This is a genomic window from Leuconostoc falkenbergense (assembly GCF_045801155.1).
GTDB classification, from domain to species: Bacteria; Bacillota; Bacilli; order Lactobacillales; family Lactobacillaceae; genus Leuconostoc; species Leuconostoc falkenbergense.
This window is the reverse complement of sequence record NZ_CP174386.1, coordinates 1,160,054-1,179,246: the sequence shown is the minus strand read 5'-3', so window position 1 is coordinate 1,179,246 and position 19,193 is coordinate 1,160,054. Positions and strand designations below refer to the sequence as shown.

Here is a 19,193-nt window from a genome sequence, read left to right as displayed (position 1 = left end):
TTTATTCGATTTGTTATATTGAACTCATTTGGTAAATGAAGGAGATAGTAATGAATTGGAAAAAATTTGGCACAACAATAGGCATTATGTGGTTAGCCTATCTTATCTACAAGGCAATTACACTGACTCTTTTGTATTCCTTTGATGGGTTACAATCAAAACCATATTATGAATTTATTTATTTTATTATTGTTGTCGCCATTACATTAATAATTCTCAATTGGACAAAAACATTGTTCAAACAAAAAATTAGATTTAGCCCGAATATCGTGTCTTTAAAACAACAGTGGTCAATACTGATAGTGCCACTATTTTTATATGGTATTGATACATTCGCAATTCTTCCTAGTATAACAAAACATTCTTTTTATATAGTTATGGCTACTATTGCTAGCGCTTTAGGTGCTGCTATTTTTGAAGAAGTCCGAGATCGAGGTTTCGGTGGTATTGGACTAGCGTTATCTATGGAAAATAATGAATGGAAACCGATGTTTATTGCAATCGTAACTTCTTTTGTTTTTGCAACGACACATTACTTTAATTTATTAATGCCTAATGCACCTACGCTTGTAGCTACTCATCAGCAGGTTGTTTTTGCATTTTTCATGGGGATGACTTCAATTGTCTTATACATGCGTACTGGTAGCATATTTTACAGTATATTAATTCATTTTTTGAATAATTTCTCTTTTTGGACACCTACATCTGATTTATCTCAAGATAATGGTTGGGCATCAATGTTGATTTTTTATGCGCTTATTCCTGGCCTCTACTCTTTGTGGTGCCTAAGACCAAAAAAATCAGAAATGAATTTAAAATATTTACCTGCGAAAAAATCAGACTAATTTATCGTGAAACAAACTCTGACGGTTTGCAAATCCCTTAACGAAATTTCAAGACTGACGCAAGTCATCAGTCTTTTTTTGAACAAAATTAAAAGCTAAAAATTTATGCAATCTCTAACAGGCGTTACAAAAAAAATTATCAATCAGTGGCAGTGGTATATTAGCAACAGATATGTCTAGTTTAGTTGAAATATTTTATTTTAAGCTGAATGACATATTAATTTCTGTCTAAACTACCTAAAAATTCCCCGATAGTATATAATAATAACTATTGTTATTAAATATTGGGGAGAACATAATGAGAGATATAGTGGCTTTGTCTAAAGTCTATGCGATTAATATAATGAGTAATAAGTTTGCTTTCGTTTACAATTTATTGCTACCGATTATCTACTTTATTTATAGAAATGTGACACTAACTGCTTCAACAAACAATTTTAGTGCTGCTACAACAGAGACTATTGGGAATTTTTGGGCTTATATCATTTTTGTAACGATACTTAACAATGTTGTTGTGTCCTTAATTGTTCAACGGGAGCAAGGCTTTTATAAACAAATGTTGTTTGTGGTTGGCTCTAAATTAAAAATTATCACTGCTGTGTTCTTAGTTCAGCTAGCCATAATTTGTATTGAATTAAGTATATTCAATATTTTGGTGATGATAGTAGTTCATCAACTAAGCTTCAAATTACTTTTCGCTGGATTGGTTGTTGCACTACTATCTGCTTTGCCAGTAACACTAGTAGGTAGTGTTTTGTTGATATTCAAAATTAAAATTGAGTCGGTTAATATACTTCTTGGCATAATATTGTTTGGATTATTTTTCATAATGTCGGTTCCAACATCTGATTCAATTAATGGTCTGGTAAATCTATTAAATCCATTGAGTTTTGTAACTGAAATGTCGTTACAAGTACAAAATATTGTATTTAATATGGGGTCAGTTAATGTTGGAATTTGGATTCAAATGCTTATTGTTAGTGTATTTTATGCAATAATTGGAATTTATTCAATTTCCAAATTCTCTGTCAATGCGATTGCTGATAGAGTTTAAGGAGCAAAACCATGGAAGTTAAAAATTATTCTGTGTCATTTGGTAGTCGTCAGCTTTCGACAAACATAAATGTGTCATTTTCGAGTAATAAAATGAACATTATTATGGGTGCTAATGGGGCTGGTAAAAGCACATTATTGGATTTTATTGCTGGGATAGGACCAGAAGGGGCTGTCGGCGAAAAAGTAGGCATTCCTTCCTATCAAAAAATAGCTTACCAGCTGCAACAAGTTCATTTTTTTCCAACTTTGACTGTTGCACAAACTGTTGCTTTTTATAGCCAACTAACAACTAATCAATCAAATTCAAAAACGTATGAAAATGCAAAAAATGTTCGAAATAATTTATTGAGTCCAATTTGGAATACTAAAATGGGTCAATTGTCTGGTGGTGAACGACAAATTGTTTTGACGTATGGTCAGTGTTTATTGGACAAAGAAGTTTATATTTTTGATGAACCGACCAGTGGCGTAGATGAAAAAAATGCGCCTGTTGTTCTGAGCATGATTAATGATCTCGTCATCAATGATCACAAAATTGTCATTATGACTTCTCATCATTCTGACCAGTTAAAACAATTTGATCTGAATTTGATAGCCTTGTAATTTTTTGAAACATGGGAACATGTTTTTTTATTGAAAAAATAAGTTAATTTGAATCAAAATATGGATAAGCAGGATGTTTTCGTTTTATTGGCTTTATTAGTTTCAAAAGAAACAGTTGTATCAGGATAAGCATTTGAACAGTAATCATAAGCGGTATCAAAGTTTATAGTCTTTAAAAAGCATGTGTGAAAACATGCTTTTTATCATGTTATCGTCAATTGAAAAATAGGCAGTGTTGGGGCAGTCCTAGCAGGTAACAAAAATATATTTAAAATTAATTGCATTAAATGTTTAACAATGTTAATATAAAATAAATAATATTAAAGAGAGGCGTTGTTTATGGATTGGTTTTTAAAACTAGAACGTGAAGATCAAGAGTTCGTTAAACAATTAGTCAAGGCTTCAGGTTCCTTAAAAGAATTAGCCAAAATTTATCAGGTTAGTTATCCAACGGTACGTGTCCGATTGAATAAAATTATTCAACATATTGATTTAATTGAACAACAGGGCAAAAGTTCGTTTGAAACTAAAATAATGGAAATGGTAATTAATGATGAATTGCCATTAAATTTAGCAAAAAAGATTCTTGCAGATTATCAGGAGGAAAAAGATGAGTGAATTTATGGGTGTTTTTTATGGATGTTTAATAGCTGGCGGTTTGTATTTACTTGATCGTTTCCTTCCAAAATGGTTTGGTGCTTTACCGGGTATAGCTTATTTGATTTTTATGATTTGGTTAATGATTTACAAAAATGGTCAGAACATTTTAGGGTTGTTTACCGTTTTAATCGTCGGCGAAGCAGTTATTAATGGTATTTGGATAGAAAGTATCGAAAGTAGAAAAAAGAAAACTCAAAAAGAGTTGGATAAAATGAAAGCCAAAGATTTGAGTTGATTTCAAAATAATTATCAAAAATGGCTATGATAGAATGGATATATTAACAACACGATATGAGAGAAAAAATATGTCTGAAAAACCAAAAAAACTTGAGAAAAAGAATATATTGTATCTAGTCATTGCAGCTTTATTCATAATCATCATAATTATGAGCTTTTATATTCATGCGTTGCGTAATCGGAGTACAACAACTATTGTGATCAACCCAACAAAAACAAGCAGTAGCGCATCAAGTGAATCTAGCTCATCAAATAAACACTAAATTGAATTGCCCTGAAGATTAAAAAATTGTGTGTATTCTTTTTATATATTATAATTATGTAAAATAAATATATTACCACCACCGGGTGGCAGGCATGTGAGAGCTCATTAGGTCATTGAAGAGCTCCCACTGCCTTTTTATTTTAAAAATAATCTAGGAGAATAAACAAATGGAATTATTATTACTAAAGGAACCATTAACGGTATTTCAGGTGGATAATTTACAGGAGGTTAATTTATCTATAAATCCTTTGAATATCAGTATTACAGCTGATGAAATATCTGTAGTAGCGCCTACTTCACAAGTGCCTGCAGAAACAGTGAACAGAGAAGATGGCTGGCAAATGTTTAAAATTGAAGGCGTACTGGACTTTAGTTTAATCGGTATTTTGGCAAAAATATCAGGGGTTTTGGCAAAAGAAAATATAAGCATTTTTGCACTATCAACATTTAATACAGACTATATTTTGGTTAAGACAGATAAAGTGCATAAAGCGGTACGAGAGCTGAATAACAATGATTTTGTTATTCGTCATGAGTAAGATTGAAAAAAATCAATTATAATTGTTAAACTAAATGGGCACGGCAATGTGTCTTTTTGTTTGTGCTTAAAAAATGAATATTTGAAAAAGGCCTAATTGGTGAAAATGTTTGACACTTGTTACAAAATAGTCATATTTTACTTCATTAGCCTGAATCACTAAGTTCAATTTTTTATACTAAATATGTTTCAATGTTGCAGAGCTAATGGTTTTCTTAAATTTCCAATCTTGTTGGTAAAAAGCTTGCTCCCAAAACTGCCATTCGAGTTCACAACTTTTTAAGAAAAATTGCATAGCTTCTTCACGTTGTAATGATGTTGCATCTGATGCCAGACGATCAATCCAATCGAAAATTTGATCAGAGACTGTGGTCTGAGAATCATCATCCGTTTTAGCATAGAAATCAATCCATCCTTTAAAAGGATTAGCTTGATTATTAGCCTTTTCTTGAACTTGCTTGTTGGCAATTTCATGGTACGTCCAAGGACAAGCTTGAAAAGCAGCGAGAATATTCAGCAGTAAACCTGTATCAGCTGCACGATACATATGTAATTCATATAGATATGCTTTTGGTGCTGGTGTTGCATGTTGTAACATTTCATATTGAACGCCGGCCACATCGCAAAAGACGTGGTGTGGATGAATTTCGCTATTCAAAATAAAATCAATTGCATTCGCAAAAAATTTTATTTCAGTACGGTCAGTTAGTTTTGTAATTGCAGTGGCATAAATTTTAATAAATTCACTCAAATATTGAAAATCTTGTTCAACATAAAAAATTAAAGCTTCTCGTGGTACGTATCCTGTCGCAATACCACGGACAAATGGGTGTTCATGAATAGCAGTCATAATTGGTTGTGCATGAGCACGTAATTCTTCTGAAAACAACATAATATCTCCTAATAATTGGTTTTTAGTCAACAAAAAAAGCGCTTTGTTAAGAGCGCAAAAAGAGCATCTTTATTAAATAAAAGAATGCCACTTTCCTACGCTAGTGTTGACTAGATCAGGTTCGAAGGGACTGATGTAAACATCATCTCAGCCAAGAAGGCACCCCTAGTGGACAACATATAATATTTTATGAATTAAGAATAACACTACTACAAAATAATTACAAACATTAAAAAAATAGGAGTCAGTGCATTGCATTTTTGAAAACAATGAGTTATACTTTTTCACGTAGTTTAATATTTTATCTGGGGTACCGTAAGGTTGAGATTATACCCATTGAACCTGTCAGGTTAATACCTGCGAAGGAAGATAAGTTAGATTAAGACATTTTTTGATGCCATCAATCACTAGTCTCTTTTGTGGTTGGTGGTTTTTTCTATGATCACTTATTACTAAAACGGTATATTATCAAAACTTACGACCTCAATCAAAAGGAGAATATGTTTATGGAACAGTTAGAAATCTCATCTGAATCAAAGGTTAGGTGGTCGTTGCGAGAAGTGATATTAATGGCATTAATAGGTATTGCTTTTGGTGTCATTTATTTCATTATGGATCCAATATACACAGCTTTAGATGCTGTTTTGGTCCCACTCGGATTACATCAATACACAATTGCGATTACAATTGGTCCTTGGATGATGGCAGCGCCACTTTCCAGCTATCTATTGAGAAGGATGGGGGCTGGATTAATTGGTGAATTACTAGGTGCGACAGGAGAAGCACTTTTGGGAGGTTACTGGGGTGTAGCGACTTTAATTTCTGGTTTTATTCAAGGAATCGGATCAGAGTTAGGTTTCACATTAACAGGCTATAAAAATTGGAAAACAGGTTTAATTTTGTCGACCCTTACAGGAACTATTGTGACTTTTATATGGTCATTGTTCCATGATGGCTATCTTCAGTTTGGAATTAGTATGTTAATCGGATTGTTCATTGTACGGTGGATTTCAATTGCTTTTTTTGCTGGCCTACTAGTTTATTGGATTGTTAATCTATTAGAAAAGTCTAAGTTATTAAAAAAGTGACGTTAGGATGACCAACAATGACGATTTTAAAAACTAGCCATTTAGATATTAAGATTGATGACCAATTAATTTTAAAAGATATTACGCTATCCATCCAACCGGGACAATTTATTTTATTAGTTGGTGAATCAGGTTGTGGGAAGTCTACATTGATGACTGCTCTGGCGGGTTTGTATCCCAAGTATGGTGGTGAATTGTCACAAACAGTTTTATTAAATAAACATAATATCGCAACAATTAAAGCCAATTTTCGATCGAGAAAAGTAGCTATGTTATTTCAACATCCCGATCAACAGTTCGCAATGGATCGTGTGGAAGATGAATTAATTTTTTCACTTGAAAATTTGTCTCTATCAAAACAAGAAATAGATACACGAATCAATGAAGCATTAATTGAAGTCGGTATTGAATCACTGAGACATAGTGATTTAGCTCATCTATCAGGTGGGGAATTGCAAAAAGTGGCTTTAGCTGAAACGTTAGCTATGGGTGCCGAAATCATTTTGTTAGATGAACCTTTTGCAGCGGTTGATCCCGTGCATCGAAAAGAATTGCAGTTATTGTTGAAAAAGTTAGCTGATCGTGGGCATGGTATTCTAGTTTCTGATCATGATACAAGTGGTTATCAGTTGCTGATGACGAATGCTTTTCGCATAGCAAATAAAACACTTTATCAAGTAGGTAAGAATGAAATTAAGGATATGTTTAATGAATATAGTCCGCAGCAGTTACAGGTTCACAATACAGTAGATGAACTATCGTTTAATATGGTTGATGTGACATTGCAAAATGGTATCATGCCTATTTTACAAAATAGTGATTTTAAGTGGGCAAAAAATAAAATAACATTAATTACTGGACCAAATGGTATTGGTAAGTCAAGTTTGTTATTAACTTTTGCGCGATTGCATGATTTTCAAGGAACATTATGTTACGAAGAGCAATCAATTAATAATTTACCTTTCAAAAAATATGCACGTTTGGTGGGGCTAGTTTTTCAAAATGCAATGAATCAATTTTTAAACATTACAGTAAAAGAAGAGCTTGAGCAGGCTAGATCAAGGAGTCGTTTCAAAGGGTACTGGACTGAAGACAAAATATCCAAAGTTATCGACCGGCTCAATCTTGACGGACTAGCAGAACATAGCGTGTATGAATTGTCAGGGGGGCAGCAAAAAAAATTACAATTATTAATTATGATAGTTATTTCTCCAGAAACATTATTATTAGATGAACCTTTGGCGGGTTTGGATACGATATCTATTCAACATGTTATGGCAACTATTAAGGATGTCGCTGATGATTTGCATCAAACCGTTATTATGATTTCGCACCAAACACACGGCATTGCAAAATATATTGACTATCACGTTCATTTCGATAAAAGTGGCCTGCGCTATGAGGAGAAAATATATTAATGAATGAAACTCAAAAACTATTATTGGTCTTACTCATCTCTTTTGAAATAGCTTTCACAAAATCAGTATATCTCAATTTAATTTTGATTGTAATGAGTCTATTAATTTTATTGATAACTGGGAATTTTGCAAAGAACTTTGCTCGATTTGTGATTGTAAGTATACTGCCGGCCATTGGATCATTTACTTCGTTCTACTTTTTTGGTACCGGAAACAAAGAACAACGGATACATTTTGCTTTGGTCATGACGACTCGTGTCGGAGTGTATATTTTTTTGGGCGCCGCTTTTATATCGACCATGGTTTTATACAAATTATTACGTTCTTTGGAGCAAAATGTCAAAATGTCTGCTACCTTTGTCTACGGTATATTAGGCGCTCTTAGTTTTATTCCTAAAATTATACACGCTGTGAAGATGATTCGTGCAGTCGGCATGATGCGAGGAGAAGTGTTGCATTTTTGGTCTCCAAAACTATATTTTAAAGCGATTACCCAGTCATTGGTATGGTCCAATAATTTGGCCATGGCTATGACTTCACATGGTTTTGAGGAAGGAGAAAAACGAAGTTACTATGAACGGTTTCCAGCAAAATTTGGTGGCTGGATGATTATTCTGATCGTTATGTTATTCATTCAATACTGCGTTTTTATTTTACGACTCTGGTAATTATTTTTTAATCATTAGCTAATTTTGAGAGCTACATCTGTGATCAAAGATTGAACGGTTTAGAAAAGTCCGCGTTTTTCTTAGAGAATATAAAAGGAGCTGAATTATGAACTATAACAAAATTGTTTTCTTTGACTTAGACGGCACGCTTTGTCCCAATAACGATCTAAAAGTTAGCGTGGAAATGATTGAGCTATTAAAAACGTTTCCAGAACGTGGGATTCTGCCAGTCATAGCTAGTGGCCGTAGTTTTTATGAAACTAAACCATTACTCGAAATGCTGGCAATAGATTCGTATATACTATCAAACGGATGCTATGTTGTTTGTCAAGGCACAGTTGTAAAAGAATCATTTATATCAAATGTTATTATTCAAAAAGTTCTATCTCTCGCTCGTAAGAATAATCACGATGTTGGTTTTTTTCATCAGAATGGCTACGCATTCACCGGTATAAGTACAGCAACAAGTGAACATTTAAGTTCAATGAACTTATCCAAAAATATAATTGATCCAAACTATTATCGAAAACACAAAATTAATTTCTTAAATATTTATTTACCAAAGAAAGAAGAGACAATTTATCAGAATATATTTGCCAAACAAGCCAATTTTTTTCGCTATGCACCAATGGCTATTGATGTATTACCGTCGGATGTGTCCAAGTCTCAAGGCATCACAATTCTTCTCAGTGCGATGAATGGCAAGAATATTTCAACTTATGCATTTGGTGATCAAAACAATGATTTAAGTATGTTTTCCAAAGTTGACTATGGTATCGCTATGAAACAGGCAACACGAGAATTAAAGCAAAAAGCTAGCTATGTTGCGCAAACAGACTTTGGGGTTGTTGAAGGGTTAAAGTATTATCATTTAGTCTAAAATGAAGTTTCGCAAAACACAATTTTAACAAAGTAGTAGTAGTCCACATAATTTCATACTTTGGACTTGTGATTAGCGACTAACGAAACACTTTGTAAATAGGAGGTCAATCAAATGGCAAAAACAGTATTAGTGACAGGAAGTAGTAGGGGTCTTGGTGCCGAAATTGCGTTGCAGTTTGCTAGAAGTGGGTATAATGTGGTAATTAATTATTTTCAGCACGCCCAGTTGGCAAGGCAAATTATTCATGAAATTGGCAGTGATAAAGCCATCGCAATCAAAGCTGATGTCAGAGAAAGAGCGGCTGTAGATGTTATGACAAATACAATTATAGATAAATTTGGATCAATTGATGTCGTCGTTAATAATGCCTTAGTCAATTTTAAATTTGACCCACTTGCACAGAAAAAATTTGATGATTTGACATGGAACGATTATCAACAACAAATTGATGGCACACTTAAAGGTGCATTCAATGTTATTCAAAGTATACTGCCGGTGATGAAGAAACAACGGTCCGGACATATTGTCAACATTGGGACTAACCTTTTTCAAGATCCAGTGGTTGCTTATCATGAGTACACAACAGCCAAAGCTGCAATTATTGGTTTCTCTCGAAATTTAGCCGTTGAACTAGGGGAATATGGCATTAATGTTAATGTCGTTTCTGGTGGATTATTAAAAACAACAGATGCGAGTGCAGTTACAACGCCCGAAGTGTTTAATATGATTAAGGCAAACACGCCTTTGAGAAAGGTTACAACTCCTGAAGATGTTGCTAAGTGTGTTTTGTTTTTAGGATCGGATGCAGGAAACGGCATCACTGGACAAAATATAACGGTAGATGGCGGACTAACTATGAACTAGATGCTATTCAAAATACGATTTGAAAAAGGGAATTGAAATATGAATTTGAAAAAGACATTGAAATTATATTTGGTTACTGATCGACAGGGGCTTTGCGATGAGGAATTTTTGAATCGGGTAGGACTGGCATGTAAGAGTGGGGTCACACTAGTACAATTAAGGGAAAAAGAGCTTTCTTCGCGTGACTATTTTAATTTGGCCGTTAAGGTTAAATTAATTACGGATAAATACGATATTCCTTTAATCATTGATGATCGTTTAGATATTTGTCAAGCAGTTGGAGCTGATGGTGTTCATGTTGGTGATACTGATTTACCAATTAATGTTGTTAGAAAGCTGTTAGGGCCAAATAAAGTAATTGGTGTATCAGCAAAAAGCGTGCAGAGCGCACAGGAAGCAGAAAAACAGGGAGCTGATTATATCGGCGTCGGTGCGATATATCCGACCCAAACAAAAGTTGTCACACAACACACATCTATAAAAACATTGCGGGAAATAAGCCAAAATGTTTCTATACCAGTGATTGCGATTGGAGGTATTAAGGAGGCGAAAATAAGGAACCTTACAGAAACTGGTATTGTTGGCGTTGCAATGGTAAGTGAAATTATGAAGGCTATCAATATTGCACAAAAAGTGCCTAATTTACTTAAAGAACTGCATAAAGTTGTGACGAAAGAATAGATTCAAAAGAAAAACTATCACAAAATATTGAACCCCACATAGGCATTACAAATATGCAGGAGACAAAAATGAATAAAAATGTAGGTATTCAAAAATTAACAATAGTAGCTGTCATGATTGGTTTGGACGTGATATTGTCACCAATTTTTAGAATAGAGGGTATGGCTCCAATGTCAAGTGTGATGAACATTATAGCTGGCGTCTTTTTAGGACCACTATATGCAGTTGTTATGGCATTGGTGACTGGTATCATCAGAATGCTAATTTTGGGTATTCCACCACTTGCTTTAACAGGTGCTGTTTTTGGTGCTGCTGGTGCAGGATTACTATACAAATATGGACAAAGCATTTATTGGTCTATGCTTGGAGAATTTTTAGGAACTGGCATTATTGGATCATTGATTTCTTATCCTGTAATGATTTGGTACACAGGACAACAGCAGAATATGTACTGGTTCGTGTATACGCCACGTTTTATTGGTGCAACAATTATCGGTGCTGTTATTGCTTACTTTGTCATTACTAATTTATTGAAAATTAAAGCTGTTCGGAAAATTCGTCTTTTATTTGTAGGTTGAAACATGGAAAAAATAGATATAAAGACCTTTGATAGTATTTTACCTTTAAAAAATTCACCACTCATTCATTGTATAACAAATGACATCACTATCGAGACAGTTGCAAATAGCATTCTATACATTGGTGGGAAACCGATTATGAGTGGAGACAGTCGAGAATTTCGTTCGTTATTCCAGACAACAGATGCTTTATTTTTGAATATGGGGCGTATGAGTGAAACCCATGAAAAAAATTTGAAATTAGCCAGTCAACTGGCTTATCAAACGAAAAAACCAATGGTGGTTGACATGGTTGGCTATGGTATTACCCAACAAAGATTAGATTTAGGAAATGAGATAATCAATACGCATCCTGCTATTATTAAAGGAAATAGTTCTGAGATGCGACGGATTGTTGGATTGCCTACGTCCGCTCGTGGCATAGATAGATCAGAACAGGACAACCAAGACAATACAGTCTTTGAACTAATTCAAGCCTTAAAGGTGGTAGCTAAGCATCAGCCAGAAACGGTGTTTGTTGCCACAGGGCCTATAGATATTGTTGTTAAAGGTAACCAATGCGTCAGACTTAATAATGGTGTGTCTTTGTTGGATCGCTTTGTTGGGACTGGTGATATAGTCGGTGCTTTAATGACCACTTTACTGGGTGCTGGCTACGATGCATGGACGAGTAGTTTATTTTCACTTAGTTATCTCAATATTGCTGGCGAACAAGCTTTTTCTAAAGCGAAAGGACATGGTATTGAAAACTTTCGTCAAACTTTTATGAACGAACTATATGTACTAAGTAGCCATAAAGATTGGGTTAATGACATACGTCCGGTGCCCTCATGATATCCTTTGAGTGAATAAGGATGATTCAAGCGATAATTTTTGGCAAGCTTGGCCATTACTGTATCGTTAATGTCATAATCAACTTGATTTATAATTTCAAAAAGCGTATAGTTTCTATTTAGAAACTATACGCTTTTTGAAAGGATTGTTATGGATAACAAATTAAAAAAAATACTCTCAGAGTTACAATGCGAATTAGTGGCTGAAAGGAATCTAGTGAATCCTGAAGCAGTGAGTTGGTTACAATATGATATTTTGAGCCTTTTGAGGATAAAAGCTTACTTGCCAAAAGAACTTAGCAAGCATTTGGGGATATCCAAATCGAAACTTTCTAAAAATTTGGCGGGATTGCATACTTTAGGCTATATTAGTCAAAAACCCGATCAACTCGATAGACGTGAAATGATTACGGATTTAACGGACAAGGGTCAAAATTTTTTAACAGAAACAGATAATAAACACAATGAATTACTTGTGGACGCTCAAGCTAGTTTAACAAATGAAGAACAGCAACTATTTGCAAAGTTATCTGAGAAATTTGTGTCAGAGCTTCGAGAAAGAAGGTTAAGTAATGACACAAAATAAAATTGTTGTTAAAGGTGCTAAAACAAATAATTTAAAAAATATAGATGTTGAGATTCCAATCAATCAAGTAACAGTGATAACTGGTGTCTCTGGATCAGGAAAGTCGTCATTAGTATTTGATACACTCGCATCAGAAAGCCAAAGAGAAATAAACAAAAATTATAGTGCCTATATTCAACAACTACTCCCAAAATATGATACACCAAATGTTGATACGATTCAAAATTTGCCTTTCTCTGTTGTTGTTAATCAAAAAAATATCAGTGGCAATGCGCGGTCCACTGTTGGTACCTTCACAGAAATTTATACAGCGCTACGTTTATTATTTTCTAGAAAAGCACAACCATTTATAGGATATTCAATGGCTTATTCATTTAATAATCCATCTGGTATGTGTCTTGATTGCCAAGGATTGGGTTATATTCAAGAAATCGATAACGATAAACTTTTGAATACCAATTTATCCTTAAATGAAGGCGCCATTCAGTTCCCAACTTTTCAACCTGGTGGCTGGCGCTTAACACGTTATACCGAATCCGGATTTTTTGACAATGAGCTACCGTTGAAAGATTGGTCAAGAGATACGTTCCAATTATTTTTATATGGCGAAGAACAGACGCCTGACCATCCAACAAAATCATGGCATAAAACAGCCAAATATCTAGGCCTCATACCACGTATAAAAAAATCTTTTTTTCACCAGGAAGATGGCAAATACAGTAAAGAGATTGGCGCCATTACTCAAACAATTACTTGTCCGACATGTCACGGCACGAGACTTAATGAAGCAGCTCGTACAGCTATTCTTAATGGTAAAACAATTGCCGAATGTAGTGCGTTACCGCTTATTGATCTTAAAAAATGGTTGGGAAAAATCGTTGATCCGGATATCGAGTCTGTACTAAAAGATTTGAATTTAAAAATTGACAATTTAATAACAGTTGGACTTTCTTATTTAAGTCTAGATCGCCGTACAAGTACACTTTCTGGTGGTGAAGGGCAAAGAATTAAATTGGCTAACCATCTTAATAGCGCTTTATCAGGGGTATTATACATATTCGACGAACCAAGTGTTGGATTACATCCACACGATTTAATCGGTATCAACAAGATTTTTAAATTACTTGCTCAGAAAGGTAACACAGTCGTTATTGTTGATCATGATCCAGACGTTATCAAAAAGGCAGATAATGTTATTAATTTAGGTGAAGAGGCTGGTGAAAATGGTGGCTATTTAACATTCGAGGGGACGTATCAAGAACTACTTACCAGTGGGACGATAACTGGGAAAGCCCTTAGTAATCCTGGATTTGTGAATAATCAAAGTTTACTGCAAGAAAATTTTGTTAGGTTGCGTCATTTGAATATTCATAACTTAGTTGATGTGAGTGTAGACATACCCCAAAAAGCGCTGACAGTAGTATCTGGGCCAGCTGGTTCGGGTAAAAGTTCATTGTTACATGCCTTTATTAAATCACAGGATGCAGTCACAGTGCTAGATCAAAAACCAATTCATACAAGCAGTAGGTCGAATATTCTAACTTATTTAGATGAATTTGATCAATTGAGAAAATTGTTTTCACAAATCACTGGTTCTTCTCAATCATTGTTTTCGTATAATGGTAAAGGAGCTTGCCCAGTATGTAAGGGTCTAGGATTTGTGAAATTGGATCTGGCGTATTTGGGTGACGAGGTTTCGGTTTGTGAGGCTTGCCACGGGACTCGTTATTCAAGCAAGACTTTATCTTTGAGGGTAAAAGGATTTAATATTCACGAAGTGTTAAATTTTTCTGTGGCCAAATTCTCCAACGTTTTTCCTGAATTTTCTAATGTAACAGCAATACTTCAAGAGTGTGGACTTTCCTATCTACACATAGGTCAAGCACTAAATACACTTTCAGGTGGCGAATTACAACGACTTAAATTAGCAAAGAATTTACTGCACAACAGTAGTACTACCATTGTGCTTGATGAACCAACAAGTGGTTTACATGAATCAAATATCCAACAAATCATCAACTTATTAAAAGAACTTATTGTGAAACGCCAAGTGACTATAATTGTGGTGGAACACAACTTGCGGTTTATCGGGCAAGCCGACTGGGTGATTGATATGGGCCCGGGTGCGGGGGATAATGGTGGAAAAGTTCTTTTTGAAGGATTGCCACTTGAACTCATGAATCATTATCAAACCAACACATCTATTGCGATGCAGAAATATTTTCTCAATAATAGTTATACAGAGTAACACTTTATCAACATTTCAAGAGCGTAAAAAATAAGGTTTCCACAAAGTCTATGGAATCCTTATTCTTGTTTTATTACGCTGTTTTTAAAATTGAACAAGCGTTGGGCTTTATACCAACTGCTATATTTAGGTATGATATATTGGTCACAACAGACAAGTTAAGATATAGCTGTTAGACATCTCAATTTGCAATAAACTGTTTTTATGAAATAGATTGTAAAATGGCAGACAGAATAGTGCTACAATCGAAATAATTTGTTACTCTGTTGCAAAAATCTCATTACTAATACATATTGCGGCATGTATGTTTTGTTGAATAGCATTCCAAATTTTGATTATTTTATCAATTTATGCTATATTAGACTTATGAAAAAGAGCCATAGCATGAACTATGACTCCTAGCAAACCCGTTTTTGACGGTGGCTAGTTAATATCAATTTTTAATGACTGTTAACCGTGCAAAGTTAAGACAGTCATTTTTTTCTGCTAATTTTTTCTATTAGTAGAACTACAAACGTTAGTAAGCTAATGATAAAGATACCAAAAGCCAGCAATGTTTGTAGTGTGTCCGAAAGGGACATCAGGCATTTCCTTTCCTAGGTTCTGGGTTTATAGTGATTACACCATAAGCACCACCTCCGTTCGGAATAGCCACCGTCTTAACTTGTTTGCTTCATCCAGTATAACATACTTAGAACATTGAATAACTGCTGTAAATAAAAATAGAAAAATATATTTTTTTACTTTAACTTATGTTTTGCTGACCATGTTACATTCGTTTCACCAACCTCAATTGCTTTTTGATAGTAAGACAATTTGTCTTTTAAAATATCACGTTGCTTAATGCTTTCCTTAACACTTTTTTCGGCATTATTAAGCTCGTCTTGAATAATACTCAAGCGCTCGATAATGCTTTCGTCGCCTAATGCACAAAGGTCAATATAATTTTTGATAGACGGCAAGCTCATGCCAGTGTGCCGGAGAGCTAGAACCATCTCAACATATTCTAAATCTTTATCAGAGAAGAGGCGGGTGTTTTGCTTATCTCTGACAATGTTGGGAAATAAATCTTTTTTAGCATAGAATCTTAAGGTATATGGTGAAACTGAAAAGATCTGAGCCACATCATTAATGGTATACATTGTTTTTCTCCTTGACTGATAGTTACTATCATGCAGTATATTTAAAATACTAATGGATTATAGGAGAAAATACAATGACACAAGACGTATGGTTTATTACTGGCGCATCAACAGGATTAGGTAAAGCTTTGGTGCGATTTTTGTTAACTCAAAAATGCAAGGTTGTCGCCACGGCTAGAAATCCTGAAGATATCAAAAAGTATACGCAACAATATACTAATCACGATGACTTAATGATTTTACCTCTTGATGTCACTAACAAACAACAAATAGCAATTGCTATTGAAACTGTTATAAAAGCGTGGCACCAGATTGATGTGTTGATTAATAATGCTGGGTATGCCTATTTTTCATCAGTTGAATTTGCTGATGATAATAAAGCTAAAGATATGTTTGACGTTAATTTTTGGGGTGTCAAAAACATGTTGGATGCTGTTTTACCCATCATGCGAAAACAGAAAAGTGGTCATATCATGAATGTCTCATCACTAGGTGGGCTAAGGGCTTTTGCCGGTTTTGGTTATTATCACGCGACAAAGTTTGCATTAGAAGGACTAACTGAAAGCTTATCTCAAGAAGTTGCACCACTTGGTATTGACGTTACATTGCTTGAGCCTGGCGATTTCAAAACTGATTTTGCTGATAGATCTGCGGTTGTTAATACATCAATCAATTCTGCATACGAGGCTACGGCCGGCAATAATATAAGAGGGTTACAACAGCTTTCAGGTCATCAACCAGGGGATCCAGCTCTATTTGCAAAAGTAGTTTTTGAAACCAATCATTTAAACAAGGAACCATTGCGTCTACTATTAGGCTCTGATGCCTACGAAAGAGCAACAGAAAAGTACAAAGATATGTTAAACGACTTTGAGCAAAGACGAGAGGTTTCGATTTCAACAGACCAAATTTAAAAACAAAAAGATAGTTGAATAGGGCTTATTTTAAACAGATCCTCACCATGTTATGATTACATTGTTGCCATGTATGAGTGAATGGATTCATGGTTCCTAGGATTAACAATTAGTTAACATTTTTCAAATTAAATTGAACTTTTCAATGGTAACATTATTTTAAACTAGAATTTGCACTAATTATCGGAGTGCACCCATGAAAATTAAGAAGGTAAACATTACAGATCAAGATTTTAATAGACTGATTCGTATTCTTGATAATACACTATCTAATTTTAACAGTGATATTCAAAGCACGGAAAAAAATGAATATCATGCATTTAATTCAGTTAGTGATTTAACAGATGCCTTTGTTGCTTATAGTTTTGAAGAGGCAATTGGCTGTGTTGCTACCAAGCATTATGCCCCAGAAGTATTAGAAATGAAAAGGTTATTTGTTGATCCTGTTGCTAGGGGAGGAGGCATAGCAACTAAACTAGTTAACAAGCTAGAGTCTCAGGCTTATTCAGATGGTTATAAAAGAATAGTTGTGGAGACAGGTAAAAATAATAGTGACGCAATTCGACTCTACACGAAAATGAATTATCAACTGATTGATAATTATCCACCTTATGACGGGCTAAGTAATTCGGTTTGTTTGTCAAAAAATTTATTATAAATACTTCAAATATCACCGTGTAAATACAAATCAAAAATTGCATGAGTATAGACGTTTCCAATATTTGGTTATTGATAATAATGGCACTAGGCCCATGAGGTTTAAGAAAAGTAAATACAGTAATCAGTATTTAGCAAAGGCTTTATTTAGAAGGACTTTGCTTTTTATTTTGATTTTTGGTAACGCAATATATCGGCAGTGCTTAGTATTTTAATCATCATTTAAGACGGGGTGCATGATGATGTATAAGATACAAAAAAAGTACCCGGCCCCTAGACGTATATCTAGGTGGCTGAGTACTCAACATACATATGAAGAGCTGTTAAGAATTATTGATGGTACTGGCAGAGATAAGCAGTATGCTTGATAAAATATTATGTATGAGTTAGTGAAGGTCTAATGAAATAAGAAACTGACTTTTCATTTGCATATCTACACTACTCTATAATTATCACCAATTACAATAATGGCTTTATGATTGTTAATAGGCAGTAAATTAAGCCTTTTGTGATAGTTATTATAAGTTTCTTGTACTGTTTTTGTAAAGGGGGCTTCAATATAATGCGGCAGAGTATAAAAATTAGTAATGCCCAAACCACTGTAATCTAGCAATTCTGGAGCTGATTTTGGACTATCCATAATTTTGTTATATTCAATACTAGGAGCTAAAATAATTGCGCCAGCCGATTCGCCAATGTATGGTGTTCCACTTTGAATTTTTTCAACTAGTAGAGGTAATAAGTTTTTACGTTTTAATTCCTGCAAAAGATAAAATGTATTTCCACCTGTTATAAACAGTATTTCGGCTTGTTGAATTTTAAAGACAACGCTGTCCGTATCATCGTTAGCAACATCAAGATTATCGATTTGATAGCCCAAATCAATTAAAGACTGAAATCCTTCATCAATGTAACCAGTATAATCTTCAACGTTTCCTGCGGTTGGAATGCAAAGAACCCTTTTAGCAGTAATTGAATTTTCTTGAATAAAAGTTTGAAATTGCTTGATTGTACCGGCAAAATAGGAACTTAAGAATATTTTTTTCATGTATTTTATTCTCCTTGATTAAATGGATTTGATTATACCATGTCTGAAATAGCGCTTCCTAAAGAGCTATATGGTCAATTCTGACAATTAATGAGTTTGGTATATTCAATGCTTCAGTCGACAATTATTTTGAGTCTGTTTAACTTAAAAAAAATACAGCATCAAATGATTAGCACAAGAAGATTTAGTAAACCGAGTAGATGTTTGCAGAGAAATGATTATGCGGTTAGAAAATGCTAAGTACAATCCTTAGCTAGAATTAACTGTCAATATTGCTAAAGAACTTGCTCCCACAATTTAGAAATTGTTCTATTTTGAATAATTTTTTAATGAATTAAAATAGTTACAGTTAGTACAGAACAATAGATCTTTCAATTCGAGACAATTAAAGAAATCAAGGAAAAATTTCCAAATGGAGAAAACTGGTTAAATTGCCGCGTTTGCTGCATTTGCTCTGGGTAAAAAAGACAGCGATAGTCAATTGGCCCC

The 19,193-nt window shown here is 34.2% G+C and carries 22 protein-coding genes and 2 riboswitches; of the genes, 18 read left to right on the top strand and 4 right to left on the bottom strand.

The window, feature by feature from the left end; genetic code table 11:
- The first annotated feature begins 50 nt into the window (after window positions 1-50).
- The 6 genes from ACI3ES_RS05885 (at window position 51) to ACI3ES_RS05860 (ending at window position 4,205) form a co-directional block, all read left to right on the top strand.
- A complete protein-coding gene (locus tag ACI3ES_RS05885) occupies window positions 51-845 on the top strand; it encodes a CPBP family intramembrane glutamic endopeptidase (RefSeq protein WP_181809841.1) in 795 nt (264 codons plus the stop codon).
- Window positions 846-1,143: 298 nt separating this feature from the next.
- Window positions 1,144-1,899 carry a hypothetical protein gene (locus ACI3ES_RS05880; RefSeq protein ID WP_114667015.1) on the top strand — a complete coding sequence of 252 codons (756 nt, stop codon included), beginning with the start codon at window positions 1,144-1,146 and terminating at the stop codon, window positions 1,897-1,899.
- 11 nt (window positions 1,900-1,910) lie between these two features.
- A complete protein-coding gene (locus ACI3ES_RS05875; protein WP_114667016.1) occupies window positions 1,911-2,504 on the top strand; it encodes an ATP-binding cassette domain-containing protein in 594 nt (197 codons plus the stop codon).
- 339 nt (window positions 2,505-2,843) lie between these two features.
- Window positions 2,844-3,122 (top strand): DUF2089 family protein, encoded by a 279-nt coding sequence (locus ACI3ES_RS05870; protein WP_004906393.1) that lies wholly within the window; start codon window positions 2,844-2,846, stop codon window positions 3,120-3,122.
- Window positions 3,115-3,399, top strand: a complete 285-nt coding sequence (locus ACI3ES_RS05865) for a hypothetical protein (RefSeq protein ID WP_114667017.1) — start codon at window positions 3,115-3,117, stop codon at window positions 3,397-3,399. The genes ACI3ES_RS05870 and ACI3ES_RS05865 overlap by 8 nt, the downstream gene beginning before the upstream one ends.
- 434 nt (window positions 3,400-3,833) lie before the next feature.
- Window positions 3,834-4,205 carry an ACT domain-containing protein gene (locus tag ACI3ES_RS05860; protein WP_114667018.1) on the top strand — a complete coding sequence of 124 codons (372 nt, stop codon included), beginning with the start codon at window positions 3,834-3,836 and terminating at the stop codon, window positions 4,203-4,205.
- A 177-nt stretch (window positions 4,206-4,382) separates the two neighbouring features.
- On the opposite strand, the gene tenA is transcribed toward ACI3ES_RS05860, so the two are convergent.
- The gene (tenA, locus tag ACI3ES_RS05855) at window positions 4,383-5,096 is read right to left on the bottom strand and encodes a thiaminase II (RefSeq protein ID WP_317210931.1); all 714 of its coding nucleotides are present in this window, start codon (window positions 5,094-5,096) and stop codon (window positions 4,383-4,385) included.
- Between the two features lie 75 nt (window positions 5,097-5,171).
- Window positions 5,172-5,273, bottom strand: a riboswitch (TPP riboswitch).
- Between the two features lie 119 nt (window positions 5,274-5,392).
- Window positions 5,393-5,481: riboswitch (TPP riboswitch) on the top strand.
- Between the two features lie 121 nt (window positions 5,482-5,602).
- On the opposite strand from tenA, the gene ACI3ES_RS05850 reads away from it, so the two are divergent.
- The 10 genes from ACI3ES_RS05850 to ACI3ES_RS05805 all read left to right on the top strand — a co-directional run bounded on the left by ACI3ES_RS05850 (window position 5,603) and on the right by ACI3ES_RS05805 (window position 14,943).
- A complete protein-coding gene (locus ACI3ES_RS05850; RefSeq protein WP_114667019.1) occupies window positions 5,603-6,184 on the top strand; it encodes an ECF transporter S component in 582 nt (193 codons plus the stop codon).
- Window positions 6,185-6,201: 17 nt separating this feature from the next.
- On the top strand, window positions 6,202-7,602 hold the full coding sequence (locus ACI3ES_RS05845; protein ID WP_114667020.1) for an ATP-binding cassette domain-containing protein: 1,401 nt from the start codon (window positions 6,202-6,204) through the stop codon (window positions 7,600-7,602).
- Window positions 7,602-8,270, top strand: coding sequence for an energy-coupling factor transporter transmembrane protein EcfT (locus ACI3ES_RS05840; RefSeq protein ID WP_114667021.1), 669 nt, complete (start codon window positions 7,602-7,604; stop codon window positions 8,268-8,270). Before ACI3ES_RS05845 ends, ACI3ES_RS05840 begins: the two co-directional genes overlap by 1 nt.
- Before the next feature lie 106 nt (window positions 8,271-8,376).
- On the top strand, window positions 8,377-9,150 hold the full coding sequence (locus tag ACI3ES_RS05835; protein WP_114667022.1) for a Cof-type HAD-IIB family hydrolase: 774 nt from the start codon (window positions 8,377-8,379) through the stop codon (window positions 9,148-9,150).
- Between the two features lie 114 nt (window positions 9,151-9,264).
- Complete coding sequence (locus ACI3ES_RS05830) at window positions 9,265-10,017, top strand: 3-oxoacyl-ACP reductase (protein WP_114667023.1); 753 nt, start codon at window positions 9,265-9,267, stop codon at window positions 10,015-10,017.
- Window positions 10,018-10,056: 39 nt separating this feature from the next.
- Complete coding sequence (gene thiE / locus ACI3ES_RS05825; RefSeq protein ID WP_114667024.1) at window positions 10,057-10,698, top strand: thiamine phosphate synthase; 642 nt, start codon at window positions 10,057-10,059, stop codon at window positions 10,696-10,698.
- Window positions 10,699-10,766: 68 nt separating this feature from the next.
- A complete protein-coding gene (thiW, locus tag ACI3ES_RS05820; RefSeq protein ID WP_114667025.1) occupies window positions 10,767-11,276 on the top strand; it encodes an energy coupling factor transporter S component ThiW in 510 nt (169 codons plus the stop codon).
- Window positions 11,277-11,279: 3 nt separating this feature from the next.
- On the top strand, window positions 11,280-12,110 hold the full coding sequence (locus tag ACI3ES_RS05815) for a hydroxyethylthiazole kinase (RefSeq protein WP_114667026.1): 831 nt from the start codon (window positions 11,280-11,282) through the stop codon (window positions 12,108-12,110).
- Between the two features lie 150 nt (window positions 12,111-12,260).
- Window positions 12,261-12,695, top strand: a complete 435-nt coding sequence (locus ACI3ES_RS05810; RefSeq protein ID WP_114667027.1) for a MarR family winged helix-turn-helix transcriptional regulator — start codon at window positions 12,261-12,263, stop codon at window positions 12,693-12,695.
- Window positions 12,682-14,943, top strand: a complete 2,262-nt coding sequence (locus tag ACI3ES_RS05805; protein WP_114667028.1) for an ATP-binding cassette domain-containing protein — start codon at window positions 12,682-12,684, stop codon at window positions 14,941-14,943. The genes ACI3ES_RS05810 and ACI3ES_RS05805 overlap by 14 nt, the downstream gene beginning before the upstream one ends.
- Before the next feature lie 473 nt (window positions 14,944-15,416).
- On the opposite strand, the gene ACI3ES_RS05800 is transcribed toward ACI3ES_RS05805, so the two are convergent.
- Both ACI3ES_RS05800 and ACI3ES_RS05795 read right to left on the bottom strand, forming a co-directional pair.
- Entirely contained in the window at window positions 15,417-15,524 is a 108-nt protein-coding gene (locus ACI3ES_RS05800; RefSeq protein ID WP_004902735.1) for a putative holin-like toxin, read from the bottom strand.
- A gap of 159 nt (window positions 15,525-15,683) precedes the next feature.
- On the bottom strand, window positions 15,684-16,085 hold the full coding sequence (locus tag ACI3ES_RS05795; protein WP_114667029.1) for a MerR family transcriptional regulator: 402 nt from the start codon (window positions 16,083-16,085) through the stop codon (window positions 15,684-15,686).
- Window positions 16,086-16,159: 74 nt separating this feature from the next.
- On the opposite strand from ACI3ES_RS05795, the gene ACI3ES_RS05790 reads away from it, so the two are divergent.
- Window positions 16,160-16,999: an oxidoreductase gene (locus ACI3ES_RS05790; protein ID WP_114667030.1), complete on the top strand. Its 840-nt coding sequence runs from the start codon at window positions 16,160-16,162 to the stop codon at window positions 16,997-16,999.
- A gap of 196 nt (window positions 17,000-17,195) precedes the next feature.
- Window positions 17,196-17,657, top strand: a complete 462-nt coding sequence (locus ACI3ES_RS05785) for a GNAT family N-acetyltransferase (RefSeq protein ID WP_114667031.1) — start codon at window positions 17,196-17,198, stop codon at window positions 17,655-17,657.
- A 432-nt stretch (window positions 17,658-18,089) separates the two neighbouring features.
- Here ACI3ES_RS05785 and ACI3ES_RS05780 read toward each other — a convergent pair whose 3' ends face one another.
- Window positions 18,090-18,704: a Type 1 glutamine amidotransferase-like domain-containing protein gene (locus ACI3ES_RS05780; protein WP_142511706.1), complete on the bottom strand. Its 615-nt coding sequence runs from the start codon at window positions 18,702-18,704 to the stop codon at window positions 18,090-18,092.
- Window positions 18,705-19,193 lie beyond the last annotated feature (489 nt).

What these genes read in the sequence shown, in the direction of transcription:
- ACI3ES_RS05885 (WP_181809841.1), top strand. Translation starts at nt 51, where the DNA reads ATGAATTGGAAAAAATTTGGCACAACAATAGGCATTATGTGGTTAGCC.
- ACI3ES_RS05790 (WP_114667030.1), top strand. Translation starts at nt 16,160, where the DNA reads ATGACACAAGACGTATGGTTTATTACTGGCGCATCAACAGGATTAGGT.
- ACI3ES_RS05795 (WP_114667029.1), bottom strand. Translation starts at nt 16,085, where the DNA reads ATGTATACCATTAATGATGTGGCTCAGATCTTTTCAGTTTCACCATAT.
- ACI3ES_RS05850 (WP_114667019.1), top strand. Translation starts at nt 5,603, where the DNA reads ATGGAACAGTTAGAAATCTCATCTGAATCAAAGGTTAGGTGGTCGTTG.
- ACI3ES_RS05780 (WP_142511706.1), bottom strand. Translation starts at nt 18,704, where the DNA reads ATGAAAAAAATATTCTTAAGTTCCTATTTTGCCGGTACAATCAAGCAA.
- thiW (WP_114667025.1), top strand. Translation starts at nt 10,767, where the DNA reads ATGAATAAAAATGTAGGTATTCAAAAATTAACAATAGTAGCTGTCATG.
- ACI3ES_RS05875 (WP_114667016.1), top strand. Translation starts at nt 1,911, where the DNA reads ATGGAAGTTAAAAATTATTCTGTGTCATTTGGTAGTCGTCAGCTTTCG.
- thiE (WP_114667024.1), top strand. Translation starts at nt 10,057, where the DNA reads ATGAATTTGAAAAAGACATTGAAATTATATTTGGTTACTGATCGACAG.
- ACI3ES_RS05845 (WP_114667020.1), top strand. Translation starts at nt 6,202, where the DNA reads ATGACGATTTTAAAAACTAGCCATTTAGATATTAAGATTGATGACCAA.
- ACI3ES_RS05880 (WP_114667015.1), top strand. Translation starts at nt 1,144, where the DNA reads ATGAGAGATATAGTGGCTTTGTCTAAAGTCTATGCGATTAATATAATG.
- ACI3ES_RS05865 (WP_114667017.1), top strand. Translation starts at nt 3,115, where the DNA reads ATGAGTGAATTTATGGGTGTTTTTTATGGATGTTTAATAGCTGGCGGT.
- ACI3ES_RS05805 (WP_114667028.1), top strand. Translation starts at nt 12,682, where the DNA reads ATGACACAAAATAAAATTGTTGTTAAAGGTGCTAAAACAAATAATTTA.
- ACI3ES_RS05815 (WP_114667026.1), top strand. Translation starts at nt 11,280, where the DNA reads ATGGAAAAAATAGATATAAAGACCTTTGATAGTATTTTACCTTTAAAA.
- ACI3ES_RS05860 (WP_114667018.1), top strand. Translation starts at nt 3,834, where the DNA reads ATGGAATTATTATTACTAAAGGAACCATTAACGGTATTTCAGGTGGAT.
- ACI3ES_RS05830 (WP_114667023.1), top strand. Translation starts at nt 9,265, where the DNA reads ATGGCAAAAACAGTATTAGTGACAGGAAGTAGTAGGGGTCTTGGTGCC.
- ACI3ES_RS05840 (WP_114667021.1), top strand. Translation starts at nt 7,602, where the DNA reads ATGAATGAAACTCAAAAACTATTATTGGTCTTACTCATCTCTTTTGAA.
- ACI3ES_RS05810 (WP_114667027.1), top strand. Translation starts at nt 12,261, where the DNA reads ATGGATAACAAATTAAAAAAAATACTCTCAGAGTTACAATGCGAATTA.
- tenA (WP_317210931.1), bottom strand. Translation starts at nt 5,096, where the DNA reads ATGTTGTTTTCAGAAGAATTACGTGCTCATGCACAACCAATTATGACT.
- ACI3ES_RS05870 (WP_004906393.1), top strand. Translation starts at nt 2,844, where the DNA reads ATGGATTGGTTTTTAAAACTAGAACGTGAAGATCAAGAGTTCGTTAAA.
- ACI3ES_RS05785 (WP_114667031.1), top strand. Translation starts at nt 17,196, where the DNA reads ATGAAAATTAAGAAGGTAAACATTACAGATCAAGATTTTAATAGACTG.
- ACI3ES_RS05835 (WP_114667022.1), top strand. Translation starts at nt 8,377, where the DNA reads ATGAACTATAACAAAATTGTTTTCTTTGACTTAGACGGCACGCTTTGT.
- ACI3ES_RS05800 (WP_004902735.1), bottom strand. Translation starts at nt 15,524, where the DNA reads ATGTCCCTTTCGGACACACTACAAACATTGCTGGCTTTTGGTATCTTT.